Origin of the sequence: Roseivirga seohaensis subsp. aquiponti, from assembly GCF_001267955.1 — a bacterium.
GTDB classification, from domain to species: domain Bacteria; phylum Bacteroidota; class Bacteroidia; order Cytophagales; family Cyclobacteriaceae; genus Roseivirga; species Roseivirga seohaensis.
On sequence record NZ_JSVA01000017.1, the window covers coordinates 89522 to 114254 of the forward strand.

Annotated in this window: 20 protein-coding genes; 11 read left to right on the forward strand and 9 right to left on the reverse strand. The window is 38.9% G+C overall.

Going from position 1 to position 24733, the window contains the following annotated elements; all coding sequences use genetic code 11:
* Positions 1-152: 152 nt before the first annotated feature.
* The 3 genes from OB69_RS14560 (at position 153) to OB69_RS14570 (ending at position 3403) form a co-directional block, all read left to right on the forward strand.
* The gene (locus tag OB69_RS14560; RefSeq protein ID WP_053224481.1) at positions 153-1604 is read left to right on the forward strand and encodes a Gfo/Idh/MocA family protein; all 1452 of its coding nucleotides are present in this window, start codon (positions 153-155) and stop codon (positions 1602-1604) included.
* A 20-nt stretch (positions 1605-1624) separates the two neighbouring features.
* Positions 1625-2407 (forward strand): HAD family hydrolase, encoded by a 783-nt coding sequence (locus OB69_RS14565; protein ID WP_245620830.1) that lies wholly within the window; start codon positions 1625-1627, stop codon positions 2405-2407.
* A gap of 93 nt (positions 2408-2500) precedes the next feature.
* Positions 2501-3403 (forward strand): DMT family transporter, encoded by a 903-nt coding sequence (locus tag OB69_RS14570; protein ID WP_053224482.1) that lies wholly within the window; start codon positions 2501-2503, stop codon positions 3401-3403.
* Positions 3404-3417: 14 nt separating this feature from the next.
* Here OB69_RS14570 and OB69_RS14575 read toward each other — a convergent pair whose 3' ends face one another.
* Positions 3418-3795: a RidA family protein gene (locus OB69_RS14575; protein WP_053224483.1), complete on the reverse strand. Its 378-nt coding sequence runs from the start codon at positions 3793-3795 to the stop codon at positions 3418-3420.
* 8 nt (positions 3796-3803) lie between these two features.
* Positions 3804-4415, reverse strand: a complete 612-nt coding sequence (locus OB69_RS14580; protein WP_053224484.1) for a trimeric intracellular cation channel family protein — start codon at positions 4413-4415, stop codon at positions 3804-3806.
* Between the two features lie 128 nt (positions 4416-4543).
* On the opposite strand from OB69_RS14580, the gene OB69_RS14585 reads away from it, so the two are divergent.
* Both OB69_RS14585 and OB69_RS14590 read left to right on the forward strand, forming a co-directional pair.
* On the forward strand, positions 4544-5125 hold the full coding sequence (locus OB69_RS14585) for a uracil-DNA glycosylase family protein (protein ID WP_053224485.1): 582 nt from the start codon (positions 4544-4546) through the stop codon (positions 5123-5125).
* 122 nt (positions 5126-5247) lie between these two features.
* Positions 5248-6192 (forward strand): 3-oxoacyl-ACP synthase III family protein, encoded by a 945-nt coding sequence (locus OB69_RS14590; RefSeq protein ID WP_053224486.1) that lies wholly within the window; start codon positions 5248-5250, stop codon positions 6190-6192.
* A gap of 44 nt (positions 6193-6236) precedes the next feature.
* Here the strand turns inward: OB69_RS14590 and OB69_RS14595 are convergent, their stop codons facing one another.
* The gene (locus OB69_RS14595) at positions 6237-7766 is read right to left on the reverse strand and encodes a peptide MFS transporter (RefSeq protein WP_053224487.1); all 1530 of its coding nucleotides are present in this window, start codon (positions 7764-7766) and stop codon (positions 6237-6239) included.
* A 223-nt stretch (positions 7767-7989) separates the two neighbouring features.
* Here OB69_RS14595 and pckA point away from each other — a divergent pair, with 223 nt between their 5' ends.
* Positions 7990-9603, forward strand: a complete 1614-nt coding sequence (gene pckA, locus OB69_RS14600) for a phosphoenolpyruvate carboxykinase (ATP) (protein WP_053224488.1) — start codon at positions 7990-7992, stop codon at positions 9601-9603.
* Between the two features lie 80 nt (positions 9604-9683).
* The gene (locus OB69_RS14605; RefSeq protein ID WP_053224489.1) at positions 9684-11846 is read left to right on the forward strand and encodes a hypothetical protein; all 2163 of its coding nucleotides are present in this window, start codon (positions 9684-9686) and stop codon (positions 11844-11846) included.
* Positions 11847-11963: 117 nt separating this feature from the next.
* Here OB69_RS14605 and OB69_RS14610 read toward each other — a convergent pair whose 3' ends face one another.
* On the reverse strand, positions 11964-12575 hold the full coding sequence (locus OB69_RS14610) for a hypothetical protein (RefSeq protein ID WP_053224490.1): 612 nt from the start codon (positions 12573-12575) through the stop codon (positions 11964-11966).
* 269 nt (positions 12576-12844) lie between these two features.
* On the opposite strand from OB69_RS14610, the gene OB69_RS14615 reads away from it, so the two are divergent.
* Together OB69_RS14615 and OB69_RS14620 are read left to right on the forward strand one after the other, a co-directional pair.
* A complete protein-coding gene (locus OB69_RS14615) occupies positions 12845-13303 on the forward strand; it encodes a (2Fe-2S)-binding protein (protein ID WP_053224491.1) in 459 nt (152 codons plus the stop codon).
* A gap of 18 nt (positions 13304-13321) precedes the next feature.
* The gene (locus tag OB69_RS14620) at positions 13322-15442 is read left to right on the forward strand and encodes a xanthine dehydrogenase family protein molybdopterin-binding subunit (RefSeq protein WP_053224492.1); all 2121 of its coding nucleotides are present in this window, start codon (positions 13322-13324) and stop codon (positions 15440-15442) included.
* Positions 15443-15471: 29 nt separating this feature from the next.
* Here OB69_RS14620 and OB69_RS14625 read toward each other — a convergent pair whose 3' ends face one another.
* The 5 genes from OB69_RS14625 to OB69_RS14645 all read right to left on the reverse strand — a co-directional run bounded on the left by OB69_RS14625 (position 15472) and on the right by OB69_RS14645 (position 23239).
* Positions 15472-15780, reverse strand: coding sequence for a CBU_0592 family membrane protein (locus OB69_RS14625; protein ID WP_053224493.1), 309 nt, complete (start codon positions 15778-15780; stop codon positions 15472-15474).
* 109 nt (positions 15781-15889) lie between these two features.
* Positions 15890-16807 (reverse strand): metallophosphoesterase family protein, encoded by a 918-nt coding sequence (locus OB69_RS14630; RefSeq protein WP_053224494.1) that lies wholly within the window; start codon positions 16805-16807, stop codon positions 15890-15892.
* Between the two features lie 9 nt (positions 16808-16816).
* Positions 16817-18040: an alkaline phosphatase family protein gene (locus OB69_RS14635; RefSeq protein ID WP_053224495.1), complete on the reverse strand. Its 1224-nt coding sequence runs from the start codon at positions 18038-18040 to the stop codon at positions 16817-16819.
* A gap of 112 nt (positions 18041-18152) precedes the next feature.
* Positions 18153-19940 carry a RagB/SusD family nutrient uptake outer membrane protein gene (locus tag OB69_RS14640; RefSeq protein ID WP_053224496.1) on the reverse strand — a complete coding sequence of 596 codons (1788 nt, stop codon included), beginning with the start codon at positions 19938-19940 and terminating at the stop codon, positions 18153-18155.
* Between the two features lie 26 nt (positions 19941-19966).
* Positions 19967-23239 carry a SusC/RagA family TonB-linked outer membrane protein gene (locus OB69_RS14645; protein ID WP_053224497.1) on the reverse strand — a complete coding sequence of 1091 codons (3273 nt, stop codon included), beginning with the start codon at positions 23237-23239 and terminating at the stop codon, positions 19967-19969.
* A gap of 148 nt (positions 23240-23387) precedes the next feature.
* Here OB69_RS14645 and OB69_RS14650 point away from each other — a divergent pair, with 148 nt between their 5' ends.
* A complete protein-coding gene (locus OB69_RS14650; protein ID WP_053224498.1) occupies positions 23388-23981 on the forward strand; it encodes a TetR family transcriptional regulator in 594 nt (197 codons plus the stop codon).
* 139 nt (positions 23982-24120) lie between these two features.
* Positions 24121-24726 (forward strand): TlpA family protein disulfide reductase, encoded by a 606-nt coding sequence (locus OB69_RS14655; protein WP_053224499.1) that lies wholly within the window; start codon positions 24121-24123, stop codon positions 24724-24726.
* The last annotated feature ends 7 nt before the right edge of the window (positions 24727-24733 follow it).

Genomic DNA, 24733 nt, shown 5'->3' on the forward strand with positions numbered 1-24733 from the left:
AGGCAGCCATTGAAGCTGCCTTTTTTGTTTTGTTTAACTCCCAAATCTCGGCTTTCTATTTAAACAATGTTGTACAATCATTTAGTCAATTTCAATTCGATTTCATAAATTCAAGGGATTCAAAATATACTTTTTAGATATAAACCTTAATTATGTCAGCTAACGAAGAAAAAAAGGAGCCCTCAACCTCTACCACCCGAAGAAACTTTATTAAAACATTAGGCTTTGCAGGAGCCGCATTTACTATCGTTCCACGACATGTATTAGGCAAAGGCTTTGTAGCGCCTTCCGATACTTTATATATAGCAGGGATTGGAGCAGGAGGAAAAGGCACAAGTGATTTAGCCTCTTTTGCCAAAAGCCCAAATGTAAAAATAGCTTACCTCTGTGATGTAGACGAGAGAAGTACTAAGGAGTCTGTAAAGAATTTCCCAGATGCGCCAATGTACAAAGACTACCGCAAAATGCTGGAAGAAAACAAAAACAGCATTGATGCTGTGTCCGTCTCTACTCCAGACCATATGCACGCGGTGCAGGCCATGGCGGCTATGGAGTTAGGCAAACATGTTTATGTTCAAAAACCCCTTACCCACGATATTGCTGAAGCTAGGCAATTGACAGAAGCTGCTCGAAAGTACAAGGTAGTTACCCAAATGGGAAATCAGGGCGCTTCGGGAGATGGTGTTCGGAAGATGAAAGAATACTATGATGCCGGATTAATTGGCGAAGTCCATACCGTGCAATGCTGGACAAACCGAGCCATTTGGCCTATGGCACTGGCAACGCCTACCCGAAAAGATAATATTCCGAAAGAATTAGATTGGGATTTATGGCTGGGCACTGCCGAAAAACGCGACTACAATGATGCTTACTTACCTTTTAACTGGAGAGGCTGGTCAGATTTTGGAACTGGCGCATTAGGAGATATGGCCTGTCATATTATGGATCCTGTGTATAGAATTCTACCAATTCTATATCCAGACCAAGTAGAATGTAGCGCTGTTGATGCTTTCAAAGCTAATTTTGAAACACTCGATTTCCCAAAAAGCTTTCCTACGGCAAGTAAAATTCATTTAAACTACCCAAGAACAGATGGTAAAGGAAATATAAAAGTGGCTTGGATGGATGGAGGCATAATGCCCGAAAGACCAGAAGAGCTTGGTGATGATGAAGCATTTGGTAATTGGGATGGTGGAGTACTCTTTATAGGTACTAAAGGAAAGCTTTTAGCGGATTGTTATGGTGCTAACCCGAGATTACTCCCTCTATCATTAAACGAGCAGGTATCGGTAAAAGAAACTATTGCTAGAGTTCCTGAAGGACACTATTTACAGTGGGTAAACGCCTGTATAGCTGGATACGGAAACGCTGAAACAAGTTCTTCATTTGACTATGCTGGGCCATTCACTGAAAGTATTCTTATAGGAAACCTTGCCTTAAAAGCATATTTTGAAGTTGACCCAAATGCAAAAAACCAAGGTTTCTGGGGTGGCACAAAATACCATGGCAGAAAGAGGTTGCATTGGGATGCTAAAAACATGAGGGTTACCAATTTTGATGAAGCCAATCAATACGTAAAACGAGAGTATAGAACAGGTTGGTAAAACACACCTTAGATTATTCAATGTCTCCACTGATTTGGCAATCGCTTTTCAGTGGAGACATTTTCCATTTTGAACAGTATATTGCCCCAGATAAAAATCAAATGAAGCATATTAAAACCATCGCTTTTGATGCCGATGACACGCTTTGGGTAAACGAACCGATCTTCACTAAAACCAGACTTCAGTTTGAAACTATTCTTTCTAAGTACTTTGAAATTGATAACAATTTAGAGCATCAACTTTACGAAGTAGAATTAAAAAACCTTAGGCTTTTCGGTTATGGAATAAAAGGTTTTATGCTCTCCATGATCGAATCGGCCATTGAACTAACACAGCATAAAATAACTGGTGCCGACATACAAAATGTAATCAACTTGGGTAAAGAAATGCTTACTCACCCTGTTGAATTATTACCTGGAATTCAAGAGAATCTCGAATGGCTCAAAGACAATTATCAGCTTATTGTGATTACCAAGGGCGATTTATGGGATCAAGAAACAAAAATTGCTAGATCGGGCTTAGCCGACTACTTTGATCATATTGAAATTGTAAGCGAAAAAAACGCATCTACCTACCGAACCATTTTAGACCGTTATCAAATCAATCCGTCTGATTTTCTTATGATCGGGAATTCACTAAAATCAGACATTCTTCCTGTTTGCGAAATTGGTGGGCATGCCATTCATATCCCCTTTCACGATACTTGGGTACACGAAAAAATTGACAAACACACCATTGGTGATTTTTCGTTTTACGAACTCGATAGTATTGCTGATTTAAAAGCTTATTTAAACAAAAAATAAGCGAGCTCCACTCCTCTCATCCACTTGAAAAAAAACTAGTAATCCAGCAACTGAAAACTGAACCATCTCGCTAAATTCGGGCTTTCAAATTTCATGAAGGAATCGAATAATTTTGTGCTTTTTGCTATACCAGCGCTTATCTGGGGCTCTACTTGGTATGTCATCACTTTTCAACTGGGTAGTGTTGATCCAATAATGTCAGTAAGCTATCGGTTTGCTTTGGCTGGTTTGCTGTTTTTGGCCTATTGCAAAATCAGGTCGAAAAATCTTTCCTTCACATGGCAGGTTCATTTAAGAATCGCCCTGCAAGGCATCCTTCTCCATGGGTTCAATTATTGGTTGGTCTATCAGTCTGAACAATACTTAACTAGCGGACTAGTAGCTGTTGGATTTTCGCTCATCATATTCTTCAATATGATTTTCGGTTCCATATTCCTAAAACAACCCATTATACCTAAAGTATTCATTGGTGCGCTGTTCGGTGTACTAGGCACTATGGTTATTTTTAAAAGGGAGTTAATGGCATTTACAGCCGCGGACGGATCATTCACGGGGTTAATTCTATGCGTTTCTTCAGTAATGATTGCCAGTCTTGGAAATGTAACTTCGGGTTATAATTCAAAATTGAAAATCCCTGTAATGCAATCCACAGCCTTTGCCATGGTTTACGGAGCCCTTGCAATGCTTATTGTTGCGGTAGCGCTCGGTAGGCCATTTACCATCGACTGGTCTGGATCTTACATATTTTCACTTCTGTATTTAGTGATTTTTGGCTCAATCATCGCTTTTAATATGTACCTCACACTTATCAGCAAAATTGGAGCAGGAAAGGCAGCTTATACCATCGTTGTAGTTCCGGTTGTTGCCGTTATTATTTCTACTATTTTTGAAGGGTTTATAATTACGGAGTACACCATTATTGGAATGCTAATGCTTATTGTAGGTAATGTTTTTGCATTGTATAAGAAAAAACAACCCAAATTGGCTAAGGTCTAGAAAGAGAAGAATAGCTATCTAATTTCAGCGATGCACTCAATTTCTACAAGGGCATTTAAGGGCAGGCCTGCAACCGCCACAGTGGTTCTTGCGGGTGTGTGGCCTTCGAAAAATTCACCATACACAGAGTTCATTACTTCGAAATGCTCCATATCGCTGAGGTAAACATTACACTTCACAACATCCTTCACTCCTAGGCCTTCAGAAGCCAAAACAGCCTTTAAATTTGCTAACACCTGTTTAGTTTGTCCTTCAACTGTTGTTGATTCTATTTTATTTGTCAATGGGTTAATTCCCGTCTGGCCTGAACAGAAAAGTAAATTACCCGTACCAATGGCTGAGCAATAAGGCCCTAAAGCCTTTGGGGCGTTGGTTGAATGAATAATTTTCATTGCCAGTATTATTTAATAGTTGGAAACGACCATTTATATTTTACAGAAACAATTCGGAGTGCTATAATATAAACCACTGTAAGAATGATTCTCACATCAACATTAACATTAAAATGACCTAAAACCAGAAATAGAATACCTCCTGTTAAACAAGCCGTTGCATAAATTTCCTGCCTAAAAATTAAAGGCACTTCATTGGCCAAAGTATCACGCAAAACCCCACCAAAAACAGCCGAAACTGTGCCCATCATTACGGCAATAACAGGGGTTAAACCAAATGAAAGTGTTTTTTCGATTCCCAATATGGTAAACAAACCAATCCCGATAGAATCAAACAGGAACATGGTTTTTCGAAGTTTTTCTAAATAACGCTTAAACAAAAAACCAAGCCCAATTCCGCCAGCAATCATAAGGAGGTAGTTCTGATCGACCATCCATCCTACCGGCTGACTGCCGATTAATAAATCACGCAAAGTACCACCCCCAACTGCGGTAATAAAAGCAATTACAGAAGCACCAAAAGGATCCATTTGCTTTTTAGAAGCGGCTAACCATCCACTAATCGCAAACACGAGTGTTCCTCCTAAATCAATAAAATAAACTAATTCTTGGGTACTCATTCAATTAAACTTTGGGCGAAGATAATCTAATGCCATTAATTCAGCTTCATTATCTTTTTGTCATTTCCAATACAGTCAATAATCCATGTCCATTTCTCTCTAGCATTTTTGTTTTAAATTGGAATGCTATGTCAAACTTTGAATACTTACTAAGCCAAATTAAAGCATGTACGGTTTGTGCCGAACATTTACCACTTGGGCCTCGACCTGTAGTATCTATTAGTGCTCATTCAAAAATATTAGTGATTGGCCAAGCGCCAGGCACCAAAGTACACGCATCAGGAATTCCTTGGGACGATGCCTCTGGCAAGAACCTTAGAAAATGGCTGGGTGTAACCAATGAACAGTTTTATGATACTAACCTTTTTGGCATTGTACCAATGGGTTTTTGCTATCCGGGAAAAGGAAAATCAGGCGATTTACCTCCTCGACCAGAGTGCGCTCCACTATGGCACAACCAAATTTTAGACCTTCTCAAAGAAGTTAAACTAACACTCTTGATTGGTCAGTATGCCCAAGCTTATTATTTAGGAGAACGAAAGAAGAAAACTCTTACAGAAACAGTTCAGAATTACAACCATTATTTACCAGAATTCTTCCCCTTGGTTCACCCCTCGCCTAGGAATGGAATTTGGATGAGGAAAAATCAATGGTTTGAAGAAGAAATAATTCCAAAGTTACAGCAAAGTGTAAAATCAATTTTAGGCTAGTCACTATCTAAACGCCTTCAATATTACCTAATAGCACCGATTTTAACAGAGATTAGCGAAATATGTACTAGTTTCGAAGTCAAAACTCAACATATTAAAACAACCACCCGTAACAGGATTCCATGTACATTAATCTAGCGTCACATTATATACCTTCTAACATAATTCCGAACAGTTATTTCTTTGATAAAAATGGAATGGACGATGAAACCATTATCCGTAAATCAGGAATTAAAAACCGCAGAAGAACTTCAGAAAACGAAAATGTAAATACAATGGCCATTTCGGCCATTGAAAATGGATTGAAGAATCTACCTTATGATATCACCGAAGTTGATTTGATTATAGGTGCTACTTATTCACCCTATGACACTGTTGGCACACTGGCCCATGTGGTTCAACAAAAGTATGGCATCAACGGAGCCATTGTGTTTTCCGTTTCTTCTGCCTGTAGCTCGTTTGTCAATGCCATTGAAATTGCTGAAGGTTATTTCGCCATGGGAAAAGCGGAAAAGGCTTTAATCGTAACTTCAGAACACAATTGGGCTTATTTAAATGAATCAGACCCTATTTCTGCACACCTTTGGGGAGATGGGGCTTCTGCTGTATTTCTTTCGAATCAAAGAGTTACTGATAAAGATCACGAAGTTCTTGGTGTAAATACTGAAGGCCATGCCACTATTGGGCGCGGGCCAAACGGTGTATGTTTAAAGCCTTTTGATGGTGGCATTTCTATGCCCGATGGTAGAGATGTTTTTTACAATGCCATTAAATACATGTCGGAAAAAACGGAGATTATCCTAGAAAAAAGTGGCTGTAAACTAGCGGATTTAAACTACCTCATTCCACACCAAGCCAATATGAGGATAATCAATAAAGTTGCTGAAACTCTAAATTTCCCTATTGAAAAGGTGGTTATCAATATGGTTGAATTTGGTAATACAGGCTCGGCTAGTTCTTCTATCGGTTATTCTCAGGTCTTCGGTTCTATGCAAAAAGGTGAACTGGCTGTTGTAACCGTTTTTGGCGGTGGTTATTCCAGTGGTGCTATGCTAGTAAGGGCATAAAAAAAGCCGCTCTATGAGCGGCTTCTAATGTCATACACAACTTTCTAGTGAACGTTTTGCATCCATCTTTTCATTATTGGACCTAGTATAAACACTATAATCGCTGCACCGAATGCATATTTAGCAATTAGTTCAAAGCCACCAATGTAAGTATCTAACGATTCAAAACCTCTCACGTCCTTATCTGTACTCTCTACTGCCAATTGCTTACCAATAAAACCAACAATTTGGAATGCATAAGCAGAAGACAAGAACCAAACACCCATCATAAATGCTACGATTCTTTGAGGTGACAGATCTGTAATTTTAGAAAGGCCAACTGGCGACATGAATAACTCACCAACTGAAATTAAGAAGTACATTACCATGAGATAGAAAAAAGGCACCATTCCTTCAGAATCAGCAGCATTTCCACTTAAAGACAGTACAAAGAAACTGACTGCTGCTAAAGATAGCCCCAAAGCAAACTTATAAGGAGTTCTAGGGTTTAACTTCTTTTTGGCCAAAAAGCCCCACAGCAACGATATTGGAATGGATAGAATAATGATCCACATCGAGTTTAAAGCATTCGTTTGAGCAGCGTCAATCAACCATAGATTTACGTTTCTGCTGGCAAAGAGCGTAATTACAGATCCCGATAATTCATGAAAACCCCAAAAAATACTCATGAAAACGGTAATCATTAATGCTACCGCTAACTTCTTCCTTTCAGAAGCGGTAGCCTGATACATGATTACCGCCATATAGATGAGAATAGCGAAGCCGAGCAATTTAAATATTAATGTCACTACATTCTGGTCACCTAAAAAGGTATCGCCACCACCAATTGCTCCGTAAGAAGATAACATCATTGCAATTACTGGCGCGGCTAAGAAAGCCAAAATTGGAACGAAAGTTTTCTTTTTGATACCTAAAACTCTTGATTCAAGCCTTTCAACACTAGGCGCCATTCCCTTATCTAGGAATACCCCTGCTTTAATTCCACGCCAAAAAACAATAAGTCCGGCAAGCATACCAATACCGGCAAGGCCAAAACCATAATGCCAGCCATATTCACGGCCTAACCAACCACACAAAAGTGGTGCAGCAAAACCACCAATATTAATTCCCATATAAAAAATGGTAAACCCAGAATCTTTTCTGGTGTCTCCATCTTTATAAAGAGAACCTACAAAAGTTGAGATATTTGGCTTAAAGAAACCGTTCCCCACTACAATTAAGGCAAGTGCTAGATAGAATGTATACTCGTTTTCTACTGCAAGAACAAAATGGCCTAACGACATTAAAATTCCACCCAGCATAATCGACCTTCTGAAACCCAAGAGCGTATCAGAAACCCTTCCGCCAACTACAGTAGAAGCGTAAACCAAAGAGCCATAAGAAGCATAAACCGCAGCAGCGGCCAAATCTCTAGAGGTAAGAGCTTCAAAAATTTCGTTGACCATATATAGGGTCAACAATGCCCTCATTCCGTAAAAGCTAAACCTTTCCCAAAGTTCAGCGAAAAAAAGATAGAACAGACCTTTGGGATGCCCCATCATCTGCGGACCTTCAATAGTTCCTTTATCCAACATAGATTCTGATTTTTGTTTAGTTCAATACCGATAAAACTACTACGGTAAAAGGGTATTTACAAATGCGATTATGTTAATGACCATCGAACAGAGTTTTTGAACCACTTATAAGAGTCTTTTTATTATTACTGCGTGGAATTCTAATCAATAGTTTTTTTCCCTATTTTTGCACCCCTAAATAGAATGCAATCGTTTGCAAAACAGAGTATTAAAAACTAAGAAAATGCAAGAAAACGGGCTTAAATCCAACGAAGCGAGTGTGAAAGAATTGGGCATCAAAGATGCAATTGTACATTGGAACCTATCCTCAGAAGAACTGGCGAAAATTTCTGTGGAAAAAGGAATGGCGCAAGAAACCAGTACTGGTGCCATAAATGTAAACACTGGTGAGTTCACCGGTCGTTCACCAAAAGACAGGTTTATTGTTAAAGATGAAATCACCGAAGATTCGGTTTGGTGGGGAAATATTAACATCCCGTTTGAGCCAGCTAAATTCGATGCGCTTTATGACAGAGTAACAGATTACCTTTCTGGAAAAGAAATTTATGCACGCGACTCATACGTTTGTGCAGACCCGAAATACAGAACTAATGTAAGAGTAGTGACTGAATTTCCTTGGTCTAACTTATTTACATTTAATATGTTTTTACGCCCTACGGAAGAAGAAATAAAAGACTTCACTCCAGAGTGGACCGTAATGTGTGCTCCGGGTTTTATGGCTGTTCCGGATAGAGATGGAACAAGACAACACAACTTTGCCATCTTAAACTTTAAAAGAAAAATAGCTTTAATTGGTGGAACCGGTTACACTGGCGAAATGAAAAAAGGTATTTTCTCTGCCTTAAACTTCATCTTGCCTCATCAAAAAGATACTTTAGCAATGCACTGCTCTGCTAACGTTGGTGAAGATGGTGATACTGCAATTTTCTTTGGTCTTTCAGGAACAGGTAAAACTACTCTTTCTGCCGACCCGAACAGAAAACTTATTGGAGACGATGAGCATGGTTGGACAAGCGAAAACACTGTTTTCAACTTTGAAGGTGGTTGTTACGCTAAAGTAATTGACCTTTCTGAAGAAAAAGAACCCGACATTTGGAATGCAATTAAACCAGGCGCATTATTAGAAAATGTTACTTTTAAAGAAGGTACTAACGAGCCTGATTATACAAGTGGTAAAATCACAGAAAACACTAGAGTTTCTTACCCTATTTACCACATCAATAACATTCAAGAATCTTCTGTAGGTGCTAATCCTAAGAATATTTTCTTCCTTACTTGCGATGCTTCAGGTGTATTGCCTCCAATCTCTAAGTTAACACCTGGCCAAGCCATGTTCCACTTTATTTCTGGATATACAGCAAAGGTAGCAGGTACAGAAGCAGGTATTACTGAGCCAGTTTCGGCTTTCTCTGCTTGTTTCGGAGCTCCATTCATGCCTTTACACCCAACTAAATATGCCGAAATGCTTGGCAAAAAAATGGAAGCAGCTGGTGTAAACGTTTGGTTGGTAAACACTGGCTGGTCTGGTGGTGCTTATGGTACTGGTAGCCGAATGAAACTAAAGTATACAAGAGCTATGATTACAGCTGCTTTAGAAGGCAAGCTTGATAACGTAGAATATACTACTCACAATGTATTCGGTTTAGCAATGCCAAATGAATGTCCTAACGTTCCAACTGAAATATTGAGCCCTAAAAATACTTGGGCAGATAAAGCAGCTTACGATGCAGAAGCAAATAAATTAGCGATTAAATTCAATGAGAATTTCGCGAAATTTAAAGAGTATGCTAGTGAGGAAATTCTTGCTGGAGCTCCTAAAGTGAATGCCAATGCATAATTAAGCTTCTAAAAAATAATGGTTATATTCAAAGCTTACTCTTAATTAAGAGTAGGCTTTTTTTATTTAACCCCACCAAGATGGCGAAAATCAGAACTTGGGACTACGAAAAGGTAGTAGAAACCAGAGTTATAGAAGGAAATACAGTTGAGTTAGATATCAGGCTACTGAAATTAGAAAACCTTCAGGACTATATCAACTCAGGTAAGAAGACCATTAAATTCAGAGAAAAAAGAAACCCGAAAAATTACGGAATAAGAGGTCTTTCTGTACATCATACTTGTGAGGAAATAAAATCTCAAAACCTTGACATCACCAATGAAAGAAGGTGGCTGGATATTGGAGATAAAAATATAAGAATTGAGCTCAAAGGTAATACACTCATATTTTGTGATAAGTTCTTTGGTTTTAGAATTTCAGGAGGCTCACTAACCCTTGATTTAGGTGGTGGCACGATTGACTGCGGCTTAGAAGTGGCGCAAGCCCAAAATTGGTGTAATCTAGAAGAACCTAATGCAGAATTAAGGTTAGACAACGCCAGCTTCTTTAAAATAGGCGATAATATTTGCTCCAGTTTTTCTGGAACGAACAGTACGTATAATACCAATTTCTGTTATCTTGACAGTGCTCCTACAGATACAAATACATTAACAGGGTTCAACTTTGTAAAGGGGCAAAAAGAAACTGGACCTCCAATTATTCCGCGTAATTCCTATGTATCAAATGGTTGTATATGGGGAGGTGAAGCACCAACATTTTCTGGTACAGGAGATATAATCATTAAAAATGGTTTTGTTCAGAACGGCCTCAATTATTTCAAGTTTATAAATAGTAATGAAAACATCTCTTTAGATGTAGAACTTAACTGTCTTCATTTTTGTGGCCAATTCCTAGATGGACTGATAATGGGGAGTGAAAACGTCCATACAACCCCATTAGGAAATATTAATACAGATATTCAATCATGTTATTTTGGAAAATCTTATGATGTAGCCAAGCAAGGCATTGCATGGAATTCGATAGGAAATTTACTAATTAATAGATGCCACTTTGCTCGTGGTAATCATGACCCTGAGGTCTACCAAGATATAGACCTAGACACAACCAATTCCATACCAGGGAATATAACAATTTCTAATTCTGTATTTGACGGTAAGAAAAAGAACTTTCTTGATTATGATGATAACCCCAACCCATATAAAATTGGTCATCATTATATAGAAAGTTTTGGAAATAAATACAGGTTCATGTACCTGAATTGTTTGTCAGTACTTCAAGTCAGATTCGTAAACAATCTTGTCATCACTAACTGTCTTTTCGAAAATTATGAAAAGCAATTAATCATAACACAACTAACTAAATTCCCCTTTAAAATTAATTCCATTCAATGTGATAATAGCATTCACAATTCTTGTACTCCTTTAACGATTGACTTTTTACTCCCTGAAAAGAGCCAGTCTAACTTATTAGATGAAGGTGGTTTATTAAAGCGCAACGCTCAGGGTTCATTAGTTTACCTTGATGACCTTGAAAATTGTGACTTAGGCCCAGTGAAATTCTCTAGTTGTATATTTCAAGATGTTCGTCAGTTTTGGGCTGCATTCCTAGATTACAAGAGTGATTTAACTACTCTATACCCGGAAATTAAAGCTCCAATACAATTAAAAAGAGAATTATTGTCTAATCATATCACCTTTGAAAACTGTTCCTTTGTAAAAAACAAACCTGACTCACGAAATACTGTTGGATCTCAAATACCAAATCAAACAGTGGGCAATCAAAACTTCATTAATACAACTATTATCAACTACACTAACGATGCACACTATTTTGGTATATACGTAAAAATGAATAATGAAACAGGGTTACCAGAAGAAGGCTATGAATTAAATGATTTAACTCTAGAAGGGTATTTAAAGATTCTTAGAGGTAGAGTAATCATTAGGGAGTCGATAAACCATGGCAACCCAACTCAACCTAACAGACCAACTCTAGAAATTAAGTATTTTAATAAGGGTCAGTTTGTAATGTTTGATCCGAAATGGGCTGAATCCAGTTACAAAGAAGCTAGAATACCACTTTGGACATTAAAAAATACTGACAAAGTAGTATCTCATCGTCTCACTCCAAGCCATCAATATAACTCGGGAGCTCTAGATGAGCACGATAGGACTGTGAATGATTTTATTAACAAAAAAAGAACTCAAGCGAATCAAATCAAAGCCTTTTTCGATTCACTCTAAACCAACCTTAACATTAAACAAAAAAGGCTGCTTCGTATGAGGCAGCCTTTCTTATTTTAAATGAGTGTTTTTGTGAGGTGTAAAATTTGACAGTGATGGTTCTTCTGTCGAATTGAACTATCTATTCAATTCTAGTTTATTTAATGCGGTTTGAAGTTCACGTTTAATCTTAATTTGATTTTCCTTTGCCTCAAACTGATATGCTCTAAACTCTTCACTTACTTGAGTAAATGAGCCCTTAATTCGCTTTGCAGATTGCGCCACCTTTTTCATACGGGCTAACATTACTAATATTACCCCAATCAAAACCGCCACTATAGACCATACAATAATATTATAAACTGATTTGCTCAAAAGAATACCAAAGAATGACATATTATCATTCAGTTTTTCACTGGCTTCCAACTCAGCTTTTACCGACTCCAGCTCTGACCTTAAAGCATTAACTTCAAGTTCAATCTTATTTTTCTCGGTATTCAAACTTTCTATACTATTTGAATAGCTAGCCAAGCTATCTCCTAGCGCACTTCTAAATTCGTTCAAACTTGTAATTCTAATAATTTTCTTATCTACATAAGTTCCTGAAGATTCTATTAGCGATTCCAACTGGCTTATTAAATCTGTTTTAACTACTTCTTCTTGAACTTCTTCTTGCCCAAAAGATGGAGTCCTATTTGTTATCAATAGTGCAACCATCAGCACTAATACGGTTAAAAATCTGTATTTCATTCGTTTATAATTATTTGGTAAAACACTCTGAAAACGTAACGGCTTAATTGCGAAAATCGCATTCGCGAACCACATATTCCATCACATTTAATTTGGCCGCAAAAGTAACCTCTATTCTGCAGAAAAAGGAATTATCGGACACAACGGCAGAAAAAATAAGACGAAGATTATCGCATAAAATCTAGATAAGGCTCTTCATCAATTATAGCTATGATTTTGAACTCATAAATCATATATTCATCAATTCAAATTTCTCAAAATCATCCGTTATGGCAACTTACCAACTTACAATCAATGGCAAGCAACAAACCGTTGAGGCTGACGCAGACACCCCAATGCTATGGGTTTTGCGCGACTACCTAGACCTTAAGGGCACAAAATTCGGCTGTGGAATTGCGCAATGTGGGGCTTGCACCATTCACATGGACGGCAATGCAGTTCGTTCTTGTTCGATTCCAGTTTCAGCAGTTTCTGAAGCTAAAATCACCACTATTGAAGGCCTTTCTAAAAAAGCCGACCACGTTTTACAAAAAGCTTGGGTAGAACATGATGTTCCTCAATGTGGCTATTGTCAAGCAGGGCAAATTATGAATGCCGCAGCTTTACTGCAACGCAATAGTTCCCCTTCTATGGATGAAATTGAAACCGCTATGAACGGAAATCTGTGCCGTTGTGGTACATACAATAAAATAAAAGCCGCCATTTCTTCGGCTGCATCTAATCTATAACCTCCAAATCAAGGAAAAATGACAGTTATAAAAACAAAAGTAGACAGGAGATCATTCCTAAAAACTTCTGCTCTTGCTGGAGGAGGATTAATGATCGGATTCAATTGGGCTTGTTCGCCTTCGGCAGAAGTAAAAGACCCAGCCTCAGCTTGGTTCGATATCAATGCCTACCTCACCATTGCCAACAATGGTGAAATAACCATCATGTCGCCAAACCCGGAAATTGGCCAGAATGTAAAAACATCTATGCCGATGCTTGTGGCCGAAGAACTAGATGTAGACTGGAAAGATGTAATCGTAAAACAAGCACCGCTCGATAACGCATTCCCACGTCAGGTAGCAGGCGGAAGCCAGTCCATTAGAAGTAGCTGGAAAAGCATGCGAATGGCGGGTGCCACTGCTAGAAGACTGATGATAGAAACTGCCGCTAAAGAATGGGCAGTAGATGCCAACAGGCTTACCACCAAGGGTGGTTATGTGCTGAATGGCAGTAAAAAATTAAGTTATGGCGAGTTGGCCTCAAAGGCCGTAGGTATAGAAATACCAGAAGAGGTTACCTTAAAGAACCCAAAAGAATTCAACATTATTGGTAAGAGTCAGAAAAATGTTGATTTAGATGAAATTACTACCGGTAAGCCTGTATTCGGAATTGACTATAAGCAAGAAGGAATGCAATATGCCGTGGTGCTTCGCCCACCTGCATTTGGCGCTAAACTAAAATCCTTTGACGACACAGAGGCCAGAAAAGTAAATGGCGTAAATGATGTAATTCAATTTGGAGATAAAGTAGCTGTTTTAGGTAACAACACTTGGGCAGCCATGAAGGGTAAAAAAGCCTTAGTGGCCGATTGGGACATGAGTGGAAGGCTTGAAGACACGCCTTATCACGATAGTGAAATGAACAAACTGCTCAATAAAAGAGTAGAAAGGCCAAGTCGTAGCGATGGTGATGCATTAAAAGCAATGGCTTCGGCAGATAAAGTATTTGAAAAAACCTACGAGGCTCCTTTTTTACCACACAACACCATGGAGCCGATGAATTTCTTTGCCGATGTTACAGGCGACAAAGTTAAACTAGTTGGGCCAATTCAAACACCAGCCGGTACCCGAGGGCAAATTGCCCGACTGCTTGGAAAAAGCCCTGACGATATTACACTAGAAATGACCCGAATGGGTGGCGGTTTTGGACGAAGACTTTATGGAGACTTTGCCTTAGAAGCTGCCGAAATTTCTCAGAAAGCCAACAAAGCCGTTCAAGTGATTTTCTCGAGGGAAGACGACATGACCGCGGGCACATACCGTCCGGCATCAAAATATAAATTTAGAGCTGCCATTAAAGATGGAAAGCTTACGGGCTACCATTTATCTGGTGCAGGAATAGGGCGTAACAACTGGGTTCGTCCAGATTGGTTTCCGGCAGGCGGCATCGAAAACTACTTAATAGAATCGAGTTATGTAGATAGTAATATTACTACAGGAGCATGGAGAGCCCCTATCACCAACTTTTTGGCCGTAGCCGAGCAGTGCTTCTTCGATGAATTAGCTGCTGAAATGGGTCAAGATGCGGTTCAGTTAAGATTAGATATTCTTGAACGGGCGAAAAACAACCCTGTTGGGGAGATTGATTACGAACCCGAAAAAATGATTGGGGTGATTAAATTGGCTGCCGAAAAAGGAAATTGGGGTAAAGCCGAAAGTGGTGTAAGCAAAGGCTTCAGTGCGTATTATTCACACAATACCTATGTGGCCGAAGTGGCTGATGTGATTATGAAAGATGGCAATCCGATCGTGAAAAATGTTACGGTTGCTGTAGATTGTGGAATTGTAGTAAACCCTGATGCTGCCATTAATCAAATTCAAGGTGGCGTAGTAGACGGAATGGGACACGCACTTTATGGAGATTTCTCGTTCATCAATGGAACCCCGCAAGCTTCTAACTTCAACAATTATCGTTTGATAAGAACTAAAGAAGCACCTACCGTAGATGTTCATTTTGTAGAAAGCTTAAACGATCCAACTGGTTTGGGTGAGCCATCGTTACCGCCAGCAGGTGGTGCTTTGGCTAATGCCATGGCCAAAGCCACGGGAAACAGACTTTATAAAATTCCTTTCGTAAAGGATCAAATGGTTTTTGGATAGAGATTCAGACCAAAAAATTAAGCCCAACTTTAGATGAGGTTGGGCTTTTTACTTTCTATAAATTCGTCACTTTTGACTTTCTCTTGATTTCTAAATTTAATCAAGCCGTAACAGGCTACAATTCCCCAAAAGAAATTGGCCGCAGCTGCAGCATAAGAGAAGTCATAAACGGTGTCAATCACTAAAAACACGCTTCCTAAGATATTGTAAACATGAAATTTTGTATCCTGAAGGGTCCAAACTCCACGATTTAGCTGAATGTAACTCACAATAAAAAGTAGCGTACCAAGCCACCCTAAAGTTTGAACACTGTAACTTATTAGAGTTTGAGAAACCATATAAACCGTTCTGTTAAAAACTAAAGCATTGCAATAGTCTCTAAAAAAGCTTGGTTATGGAAGTACTTAACGATTTCACCCAAAAAGCTTAATTTCTGATTAATACTCACTAACTCCAGCTGTAAGTGTGGTATTCCACATCAAATTCACCACCTTCATATAAATCGATTGTGGCAAAACCAGCTTGGGTTTCGTAGTACATTTCGTTACCCCACCAGCCTCCGCTTACTGCACCATTGCAGCAATAGGTTACACCATTATATTCTACTTTATCCAATAAATGCATATGTCCACTTACACAAAGTTTTACATTGGCATGTTGCATAAAAAGTTTTTTGATTCTATTGAAATCAATATGCATCCATCCACCAGGCACTGTCCAGTTTCCATTCTTCTCATTACCTTCATAAAAGCCAGTAGCCGTTAAAATTGGAATATGAGACATTACCATAACAGGTGTAGTTGAAGGTGTAGCCTCTAATTCTTTTTCAAACCAATCGAATTGCTCATCATCTAACTTAGCTGTATACCAGCCCTCTCCTACGGGATGTGTACTATCAAGAATAATAAACTTCCATCCAGCCTTTTCGAAAGAATGATATGGTTTATCTAAACCCATTTTCTCCAACGCATACTTTTTACCATAAAGCGGATCTGATTTTTCTCCAGCCCCCCATACGTCATGGTTGCCAATACAATTAACTACAGGCAAATCATTTTCCGCTTTAATGACTTTATCCCAAAGTTGCCATTGCTTTTCAACGCTTGATTTATCGGTACCTAAAGCATCGAAAATCGTATCACCCCCATTAAAAATCATATCAGGTTTATCCTTCAACGACTGCATAACATGTAAACACTTGATAAATTTATCAGGCGCATTATCCGCATCACGTAAATGCACATCAGTAAGGTGAGCAAGGCATAAAACTCTTTTCGCTTTAGGTTGAATAGAAGTTAAATCACCTCCAATTAAAGCTCCCGTACCAGCTAAGGCTATTGATTTTAAAATATTCCGTCTGTTCATTGTTTCAGCTTATTCAACGATTACCCAAACATTTGTCCAGTTATGAGGCGCCTTTAGTAAGAGCTTGGTAGTGCCTACAGGAAAAACAAAATCAGTTTTAAACTGACCATTTTTCACGTCTGCCTTGCCTAAAAGTGAGTACTCATCCTTTCCTCCTTTGGCAAAGTTGTTTGTGGAAGATTGGTAGATTTCTACACCGCCAGATGCATCAGCTACCTCCCAAGAAACGATAAGCTCATTTCCTTCTTTTTTAGCTTTAGCATTCATTATTGAAATATCACCGATGAAGGGAATTCCATCCATTTCTTCCTTGATTTGCTCAGGGGCTTCAATACCTAAAAACCTTAACGCACTAGCAGCGACATCTACTACCGGTGGGTTATTCTCGAACCTTTTGTTAAGGTTGTTTTGATTGGTTACAATCCAGGTAGTACGCTCTCTTTCTGATTGACCACCGTGACCTTTACCATTGGATTCTGTCCTTCCATGGTCGGTCGTAATTACAATCATCCACTCCTCGTTAAATTCTCTCTCGCGTTGCTGAATAGCTGCCCAAATTCTACCTACTTGGTTATCCATACCTTTTACGGCTTCAATCATTTGTGGACTATCACCATACATATGCCCCATATCATCGGTAAACTCTAAATACACCCATGACAAATTTGGTGCATCAGTAAGCACATAATCGGCTGTTCCTTTCGAAACATTTTCGTCAATATTAAACATGAAGCTACGGTCAGCTGTATGTGGAAAAGCCACTGTATCTAACTCAAAACCATCAAAAGAGTAATCGAACATGAAATTCCCAGCCTCTGCTTTTCCTTCTCCTACTAACTTTGTTCTATTATCTTCCCAACTAGAAAAAATGGCAGTGGTCATTTCTGGATTTACCGTTTTAACGGTACGAAAGATGTTCCAGTAGTTATAGTTCGGGTTTCTTACACTGTTGCCCCAAACATTGTGTTTGTTCCCCCAAACCCCAGTAATCATATTCATATAACCTGGAGCCGAAATGGTTGGCGTTTGTGTGTATTCTTCCTTTCCTCCACCTTGATACGCATGAGTATAGCCACCTTGTGCAGCAATTTGATCTAAAATTGGAGTATCTACACTTTCAAGTAAGTCAGTAGGAACACCATCCACTAAGATGATCATCACCTTTTTTTCAGGTGCAGTTCCACATGCTGCCATTACAATGGCTAAAAAAAGTATACTTATTGATTTCAACATGATGTTAATTTTGTCGGGTTAGTTGAGTGGTTGAGTTTAAGTTAGTGGAAAAGAAGAAAATACCAGAAGAGGCTCAGGGCCTCATCCGGTATTTCAACATTTGCAACCTAATCTAATTCCATCCGAAAATCTGTGTCAAATTTGGGTTTAATGCTACTTGAGCAGCTGGTACAGGGCGATAATAGAACTTCGGATCGTCAAATGTTCCTCTTTCAATTACCGTTAAAATATGTCCGCTGTTACCGTCTGATAAAAACACCCCTACGTTTTCACCAAAACTTCCAACTCTGTAATAGGCAAAAGGAACATCTAAAGCATTTCGCTCTTTGGTATCAGGAATTGAAGCAGAAGCATCTAATAATATTATGTCTTCAATTCCATCGCCAGTAACATCGTGCTTACCTAAACCACTGAAGTACAAACCTTTTGGCTCTTCTTCCAATAATTTACCCGCTTTCCAACGCATCAGGTCATCGAACCTATACCCTTCTAAGGCCAATTCAACTCTTCTTTCTCGTCTGATTTCAAGTAAAACTGGATCTGACACTGTGGGATACTTTGCCTGCAATACGGGGTCAACAGTAACGCCCATGGTTAAAGCTGGCATTCCTGCTCTATCGCGCAACAGGTTAATAGACTCATTTAGTACAGTTTGATTCATTTCATTTAGTTCAGCCTTAGCTTCAGCATAAATCAAAAGCGTTTCGGCAAACCTCAATACCGGAAAGTCCAAGTTATTAATAGTGGCCTGATCTGTTACATTCACAAAACCTTTCAGCTGATGATAGCCCGAGAAATTCTTTGCCAATTGCTGAACATACATTCCCGCACCTTGGCTGTAAGTTCTTGAGTTTACCAACACAAAGCCTGGATAAGCGTAAGTTTGAGACAGTCTAGGGTCTCTATTTTGAAACTCTTGAACAAAATTAAATTCATCGTAGTTGGCTTGGTTCGAATAATATGAACCATCTGCCATTAGGTAAGACTGCAATAAATCTTTCGCTGGACTGGTTTCATAATTACCAAACACGGTTTCGGACCAGCCACTGTTTTTCACTTGATCTAAGCTGTAAACTCCTAAGATTACTTCAGGATTTGACTCTAAATCAGTGCTATTAAACAAACTGCTGTAATCAGTTGCGCTATTGCCTGTATTCTTAATACTGAAAGGCCCATTATCCATGATGTCTTTGGCAATATCTCTCGCTAACTTCAAATACTTATCAGCCGAGGCAGTAAGATTTAATTCGCTGTGATATTTTCTGAAAGTACCTTCGTGTAACGCGTTTCTTGCCATAAAGGCTTTTGCCACCCATCTGTTTACTGCGCCATCAGGCTGATTCTCGAAAATGTTCTCAATGGCAAATTGATAATCTTCAAAAACTTTATCTACCACCATTTCACGCGAATCTCGCGGCTTGTTCAAGGCTTCAGTATCACCCGTTTCGATCACAAAATCGTAATATGGCACATCTGAATACCTTTTTACCTTATCGTAGTAAAACTGGGCTCTGAAGAATCTTCCCAAACCTTCAAAGTGATTTAGTTTTTCTTGAGAGATGTTCGCTTTGTCAAAGTTTTCTAAAAACAAATTGATTGACCTTAGCGCACCCCAGTTCCAACCCGATGTAATGGTAGAAGAAGATGCAGTACTAACCATCATGGTTTTGATTTCAGTATTTCCCGTAGTGGCAGCATTGTCTGTTCCACCATCGGCATAATAAATCCCCGACCCCGGGAAATTATAAAGACTATTGACGTAAATATTAAGGTCTTCTTCTGTGTTAAAGAAATTCTCTACGCCAATCGAAGTTTCTGGCACTACATCTAAGAAGCTGTCGTTACAGGCTGTAACCAAACCAATTAAGAAGAGTGCAATCAGTATTTTAAAATTTTTCATTTTGAATTCGTTTAAAAATCAGATGATTACAAAGTGATGTTAACTCCCAATACATACCTTCTTTGGAAAGGGTAAGTGTAACCTTTACCTACTCCTCTTCCTCCGCTTACAGCTGGATTATATTGAATGGCATTGTTTACTGCTTCTGGATCGAAGAAATCTTTTAATGCCGACCACTCGAAAAGGTTTTCGCCACTGGCATAAACCCTTACACTTGAAAGGCCTGTTTTAGACATTAATGCGACTGGTAAAGTATATCCGATGGTTAAGTTTTTGAGCCTTAAATAAGCTGCGCTCAACAAGTAATCTGTTTGAGGAATGGCCAAACCTTGCGCTTGATCAATTCTTTCTCCCAAATTTCTATCGGCCAACCAAGATTGTAAGTGAGGATATTTAGCATCTAAATTTTGATCTGCTAAACCTGCATCTAAATACGATTGTGAATGTCTGTCTCTATCGGCACCAGTTTCTGATTCAGCTCGGTAGAAATCGTTCAAATGCGGATAACCACCTGCATATGGCTGCTGATAGAATCCCCAGTACAAGTAGTCCAGTGGATAGTAATCTCTCTTCCCAATACCTTGGAAAAGAACGCTTAAATCAAATCCATTCCAATCGGCAGAAAGGTTTATGCCATAACGATACCTTGGTGATTGATTTCCGATGATTGATAAATCTTTTGTATCATCCAAAGTATAGCCTTTAGTGATCTTATTGTCTCCGTTTAGGTCTTTGTATTTTGGCCATCCTTCAACAATTGAAATAGCACCCCAAGGCACAATCGCGTTCTGATCTAGTGCGTTGATTTCTTCGGCAGACCTGAAGAAACCATCGTTTTGAAGTCCCCAAATTTGGCCTAACTCCATTCCTTCATAAAACTGAGTTATGCTTCCTGTTGGGTTATCGAATTTAGTGATATAAGAACGGCTGTCGGATAAGTTGAAACCCGCTTTAAAGTTTAATGGCTTACCAGCAAGGGCCACTTCGTTTTGGTAACCTAAAGAGAATTCCCAACCGTTAGTTTTCAAATCAGCAGCGTTTTCTTTTGGCTCCGTTGCACCCAAAACATCTGGCAACTCTCTTCCCAAAGTCAACATCCCTTTGGTGTCTCTTCTGTAAATATCGAATGATGCAGACACTCTATTTTCGAGGAATCCTAAGTCTACACCAAAATTTTTGGTTACTACCTCTTCCCAAGAAAAGTTATTTGAAACCAACTGAGGTGAAGAAATTTCTAGCGGCAACTTTCCGTCAATCAGGTAATTACCTTGGTATGCGCTCATGGTTGAAATGTATTCATAAGGGCCAATGGCTTGGTTACCCAAAGACCCGATAGAACCTCTGAGTTTAAACTGGCTTACCCAGTCTCTCATTCCAGCCATAAAGTTTTCTTCATCTACTCTCCAAGCCAATGAAGCCGAAGGGAAAAATCCATAACGATTATCAGAAGGAAATTTAGAAGCGCCATCATATCGGCCATTCAATTCTAGAATATATCTGTCATTATAGATGTAGTTCAATCTGTAAAAAACACCTCTCACTGCCCATTCAGATACGCTTTCACCTACAAACTGATCGCCTGTTGCCAGTGCTATGGTAGGTAGCGAAGCAGAAATAACATTGTTTCGCTGCGCGCTAAACGAGTTCCAGCGGTTGTGCTCTTGGTTAAAACCTAAAGTTCCGCTTAATGCATGATCACCAAATTGTTGTTTGTAGCTTAAATAGCTATTCAACACATAGTAATTTTCTACTGAGCTTGATCTGTAAGCTGAATTATTGCCTTGTTCTCTAATGTCACTTGGGCCATAACCAATGTTATATTTTGTCTGATACCAGTTCCTATCTTGCCTTCCTCTTCTAAAGGTGAAGTCAGTGTTAAAAGTCAGGATATCCTTTAACAATGTTGCTTGTACGCCAAACTGCGACTGAACACTAGTAAACTCTGTGATATCTTCTCCACCATCTGTTAGTTGGGCAGAAATTATTCCGGCTTCAGAATTGGCCCAACTTCCGTCAGGGTTAATATTCCATGATGTAGGAGCTATATTATAGATTGAAGTAATATCGAAATACGAAGGTTCTTTTCTTTCCGTAGTAGTCAAATAGGTGTTGTTGCTAATGGTTAACCAATCGTTGGCTTTGTATGAAACTTTGCTTCTGACTGTGTATCGATCAAAGTAATCATCGGCAATGGTCAAAACCCCGTCTTGATGACTATATGAACCTGAAAGTAAATAATTAACACGATCGTCACCTCCACTAATTGAAAGCTGATGGTTGCTTGAAGTAGTTTGGTCTTTCATAAAATGACGAGACCAATCTTGGCCACTCATATATTCCCAAGCGGCTTCGTTAGTTGGATTTCTTCTTACCCCAGGCAATGAAGGATCGTTAGAGCGATCTCTGGCCCAAGCATAATACTGATCACTGAAGTTAATATTGTCCCAAGGAGTATTATCGGTTGAAGTTTCTAACAACCTTGAGTAGATATAAGGATCGGTGATTTTGTTGGGTATAACTGTGGCTTCATTCATTGACGTATAACCAGAGTAGCTTATTCTCATTTTATCAGCTCCATTCTTTGTAGTAATGATTACTACACCAAATGCTGCCCTTGCACCATAAATGGCTGCCGAAGAAGCATCTTTGATTACTGAAATGCTTTCAATGTCTTGAGGAGCAATGCGGTTTAACTCCACAGCATCAGAAGGAACACCGTCAATCAAAATCAGTGGATTTCCACCATTGATTGAAGTCACGCCTCTAATGTTAATATTTGGGGTAGAACCTGGAGCACCAGAATTACTATCGATATTTAGGTTAGGAATAACCCCTTGAAGCCCCTCAGTTACACTACTGATTGGCCTTTTCGCTAATTGCTGTGCATCTACTTGGTCTACAGCACCAGAAAGATTCACCTTCTTTTCTACACCATAGCCAACTACTACAAACTCCTGAAGTTCTTTAATGTCTTCCTGAAGCGTAATATCAATTGTAGACTGATTATTCACTGTTACTTCTTGAGAAATAAAGCCTACGAATGAGAATACAATTACTGATTCTTGGCTTTTTACTTTAATGCTGTATTTTCCGTCAGCACCAGTAACCATTCCATTTGTAGTTCCTTTTTCAAAAACTGTAACACCAAAAATAGGCTGTCCTTCAGTATCTGAGACCAAGCCTTTAACATTCAATTCTTGGGCAAAGCCCAACGCAGACACACATAAACACATCAACATGAGGCAAGCCCTGCGGAGCTTCCTATGTTGGGTTGAAATCGTGGATGTAAATCCTTTCATAAGTTTTGTTTTAGTTTTAGAGCAGATTTTAGATTGTCAAATGTAGGCGCGGCATGTTACCCCATCATTAACCGCGATTTAATTTTAATTGAATAGTCGTTCAATTTATTTTCCACATATTTGGGCCTCAGAATCACACACAAATTCAATGGGAAGAAAGAACATTAAAGACCTCAGAAGACAAGAAATAGTAAAAGCATTCTATAAAACAGCCAAGGCAGAAGGGCTCCAAAACACCTCTATTGCTAAGATTGCAGAAGCCATGGATGTTAACCCTAGCTTAATCTTGCATAACTTTAAGAACAAAGATGAGCTAGTGCTTGCCCTCATTGATTATATTCTAAGTCGTTATCAAAAAATCTATAGCACTCAAAAAGATGGCACTTCGATTGACCATTTAAAGGAAGTGCTCAACAACCTTTTCTCCAGAAAATGGAATGCTCTGATTAGCGATGATGTTTATTACAGTTGTTACAGTCTGATTTTTAGAAACAACGTCATTCGTTCTAAATACAAAGAGTTACATGACTCTTTACGCGTTTGGTTAGAATCTCATTTGTTGGAATGTATAGAAGAGGGGTCACTGAAACTAGAAGATCCAAAACGAACCGCAAATTTGATTTACACCATCTTAGAAGGCGCCTATTACTATTTATGTATGGAAAAGAATGTTGCTAAAAAAGACGAAATTATGGAGCAGTATAAACAGCATGCTTATGACATTCTGAAACTCGAGGCTTAGTTTTTAAACTATACTGCCGTCAATGTTGCCTTTCTAGTGAACCAATTATGTGTTGATTCCATTCTCATTACATTGGAGTGAATAGCATGTACATACTATTTTATAAGTTTAGTTAACTTGAAGCCCAAAGAATTCAGCAATGGAGGAAAAAAATAAGAAAAAGAAAGGCGTAACCAAAAGAGATATCATTGAGCTATCTATTGTTGTAATGGTTTTTCTGGTCATCTATTTGACAGGTTCTCAGGCCGAAGTTTTCGGAAAAGTGCAGCAGGCAGTATTGGTAACTGGTGTTGCGAACGCCACTGCTTTAGATGCCGATGAAGTGGTTGATGCCGATTACAATTTCCGTTTGGTAAATGAAGAAGGCAACAAAATAGATGTTCGTGATTTAAAAGGGAAAACGCTTTTCATTAACATTTGGGCCACTTGGTGCCCGCCTTGCGTTGCCGAAATGCCTAACATCAATTCGCTCTATAATAAAATTGAAAACAAAGATGATATTGTGTTTTTGATGATTTCTCACGATGACGAAATGAAAACAGCCCGCACTTGGGTAAAGCGCAAAGGGTTCGATTTTCCTGTATTCAAATTGGCCTCTCCTCTACCCGATGTTTTCGAAACTGGCGTAGTTCCATCCACTTTTGTAGTTTCTCCTGAAGGTAAAATTGTAGTAAGTAAAACAGGAATGGCCAATTACGACACCAAACGTTTCAAGAAATATTTGCTAAAGCTGGCTGAGAAATAAAGGGATG

What these genes read in the sequence shown, in the direction of transcription:
- OB69_RS14650 (WP_053224498.1), top strand. Translation starts at nt 23,388, where the DNA reads ATGGGAAGAAAGAACATTAAAGACCTCAGAAGACAAGAAATAGTAAAA.
- OB69_RS14565 (WP_245620830.1), top strand. Translation starts at nt 1,625, where the DNA reads ATGTCTCCACTGATTTGGCAATCGCTTTTCAGTGGAGACATTTTCCAT.
- OB69_RS14640 (WP_053224496.1), bottom strand. Translation starts at nt 19,940, where the DNA reads ATGAAAAATTTTAAAATACTGATTGCACTCTTCTTAATTGGTTTGGTT.
- OB69_RS14635 (WP_053224495.1), bottom strand. Translation starts at nt 18,040, where the DNA reads ATGTTGAAATCAATAAGTATACTTTTTTTAGCCATTGTAATGGCAGCA.
- OB69_RS14610 (WP_053224490.1), bottom strand. Translation starts at nt 12,575, where the DNA reads ATGAAATACAGATTTTTAACCGTATTAGTGCTGATGGTTGCACTATTG.
- OB69_RS14605 (WP_053224489.1), top strand. Translation starts at nt 9,684, where the DNA reads ATGGCGAAAATCAGAACTTGGGACTACGAAAAGGTAGTAGAAACCAGA.
- OB69_RS14590 (WP_053224486.1), top strand. Translation starts at nt 5,248, where the DNA reads ATGTACATTAATCTAGCGTCACATTATATACCTTCTAACATAATTCCG.
- OB69_RS14615 (WP_053224491.1), top strand. Translation starts at nt 12,845, where the DNA reads ATGGCAACTTACCAACTTACAATCAATGGCAAGCAACAAACCGTTGAG.
- OB69_RS14655 (WP_053224499.1), top strand. Translation starts at nt 24,121, where the DNA reads ATGGAGGAAAAAAATAAGAAAAAGAAAGGCGTAACCAAAAGAGATATC.
- pckA (WP_053224488.1), top strand. Translation starts at nt 7,990, where the DNA reads ATGCAAGAAAACGGGCTTAAATCCAACGAAGCGAGTGTGAAAGAATTG.
- OB69_RS14560 (WP_053224481.1), top strand. Translation starts at nt 153, where the DNA reads ATGTCAGCTAACGAAGAAAAAAAGGAGCCCTCAACCTCTACCACCCGA.
- OB69_RS14570 (WP_053224482.1), top strand. Translation starts at nt 2,501, where the DNA reads ATGAAGGAATCGAATAATTTTGTGCTTTTTGCTATACCAGCGCTTATC.
- OB69_RS14585 (WP_053224485.1), top strand. Translation starts at nt 4,544, where the DNA reads ATGTCAAACTTTGAATACTTACTAAGCCAAATTAAAGCATGTACGGTT.
- OB69_RS14630 (WP_053224494.1), bottom strand. Translation starts at nt 16,807, where the DNA reads ATGAACAGACGGAATATTTTAAAATCAATAGCCTTAGCTGGTACGGGA.
- OB69_RS14575 (WP_053224483.1), bottom strand. Translation starts at nt 3,795, where the DNA reads ATGAAAATTATTCATTCAACCAACGCCCCAAAGGCTTTAGGGCCTTAT.
- OB69_RS14645 (WP_053224497.1), bottom strand. Translation starts at nt 23,239, where the DNA reads ATGAAAGGATTTACATCCACGATTTCAACCCAACATAGGAAGCTCCGC.
- OB69_RS14620 (WP_053224492.1), top strand. Translation starts at nt 13,322, where the DNA reads ATGACAGTTATAAAAACAAAAGTAGACAGGAGATCATTCCTAAAAACT.
- OB69_RS14595 (WP_053224487.1), bottom strand. Translation starts at nt 7,766, where the DNA reads ATGTTGGATAAAGGAACTATTGAAGGTCCGCAGATGATGGGGCATCCC.
- OB69_RS14625 (WP_053224493.1), bottom strand. Translation starts at nt 15,780, where the DNA reads ATGGTTTCTCAAACTCTAATAAGTTACAGTGTTCAAACTTTAGGGTGG.
- OB69_RS14580 (WP_053224484.1), bottom strand. Translation starts at nt 4,415, where the DNA reads ATGAGTACCCAAGAATTAGTTTATTTTATTGATTTAGGAGGAACACTC.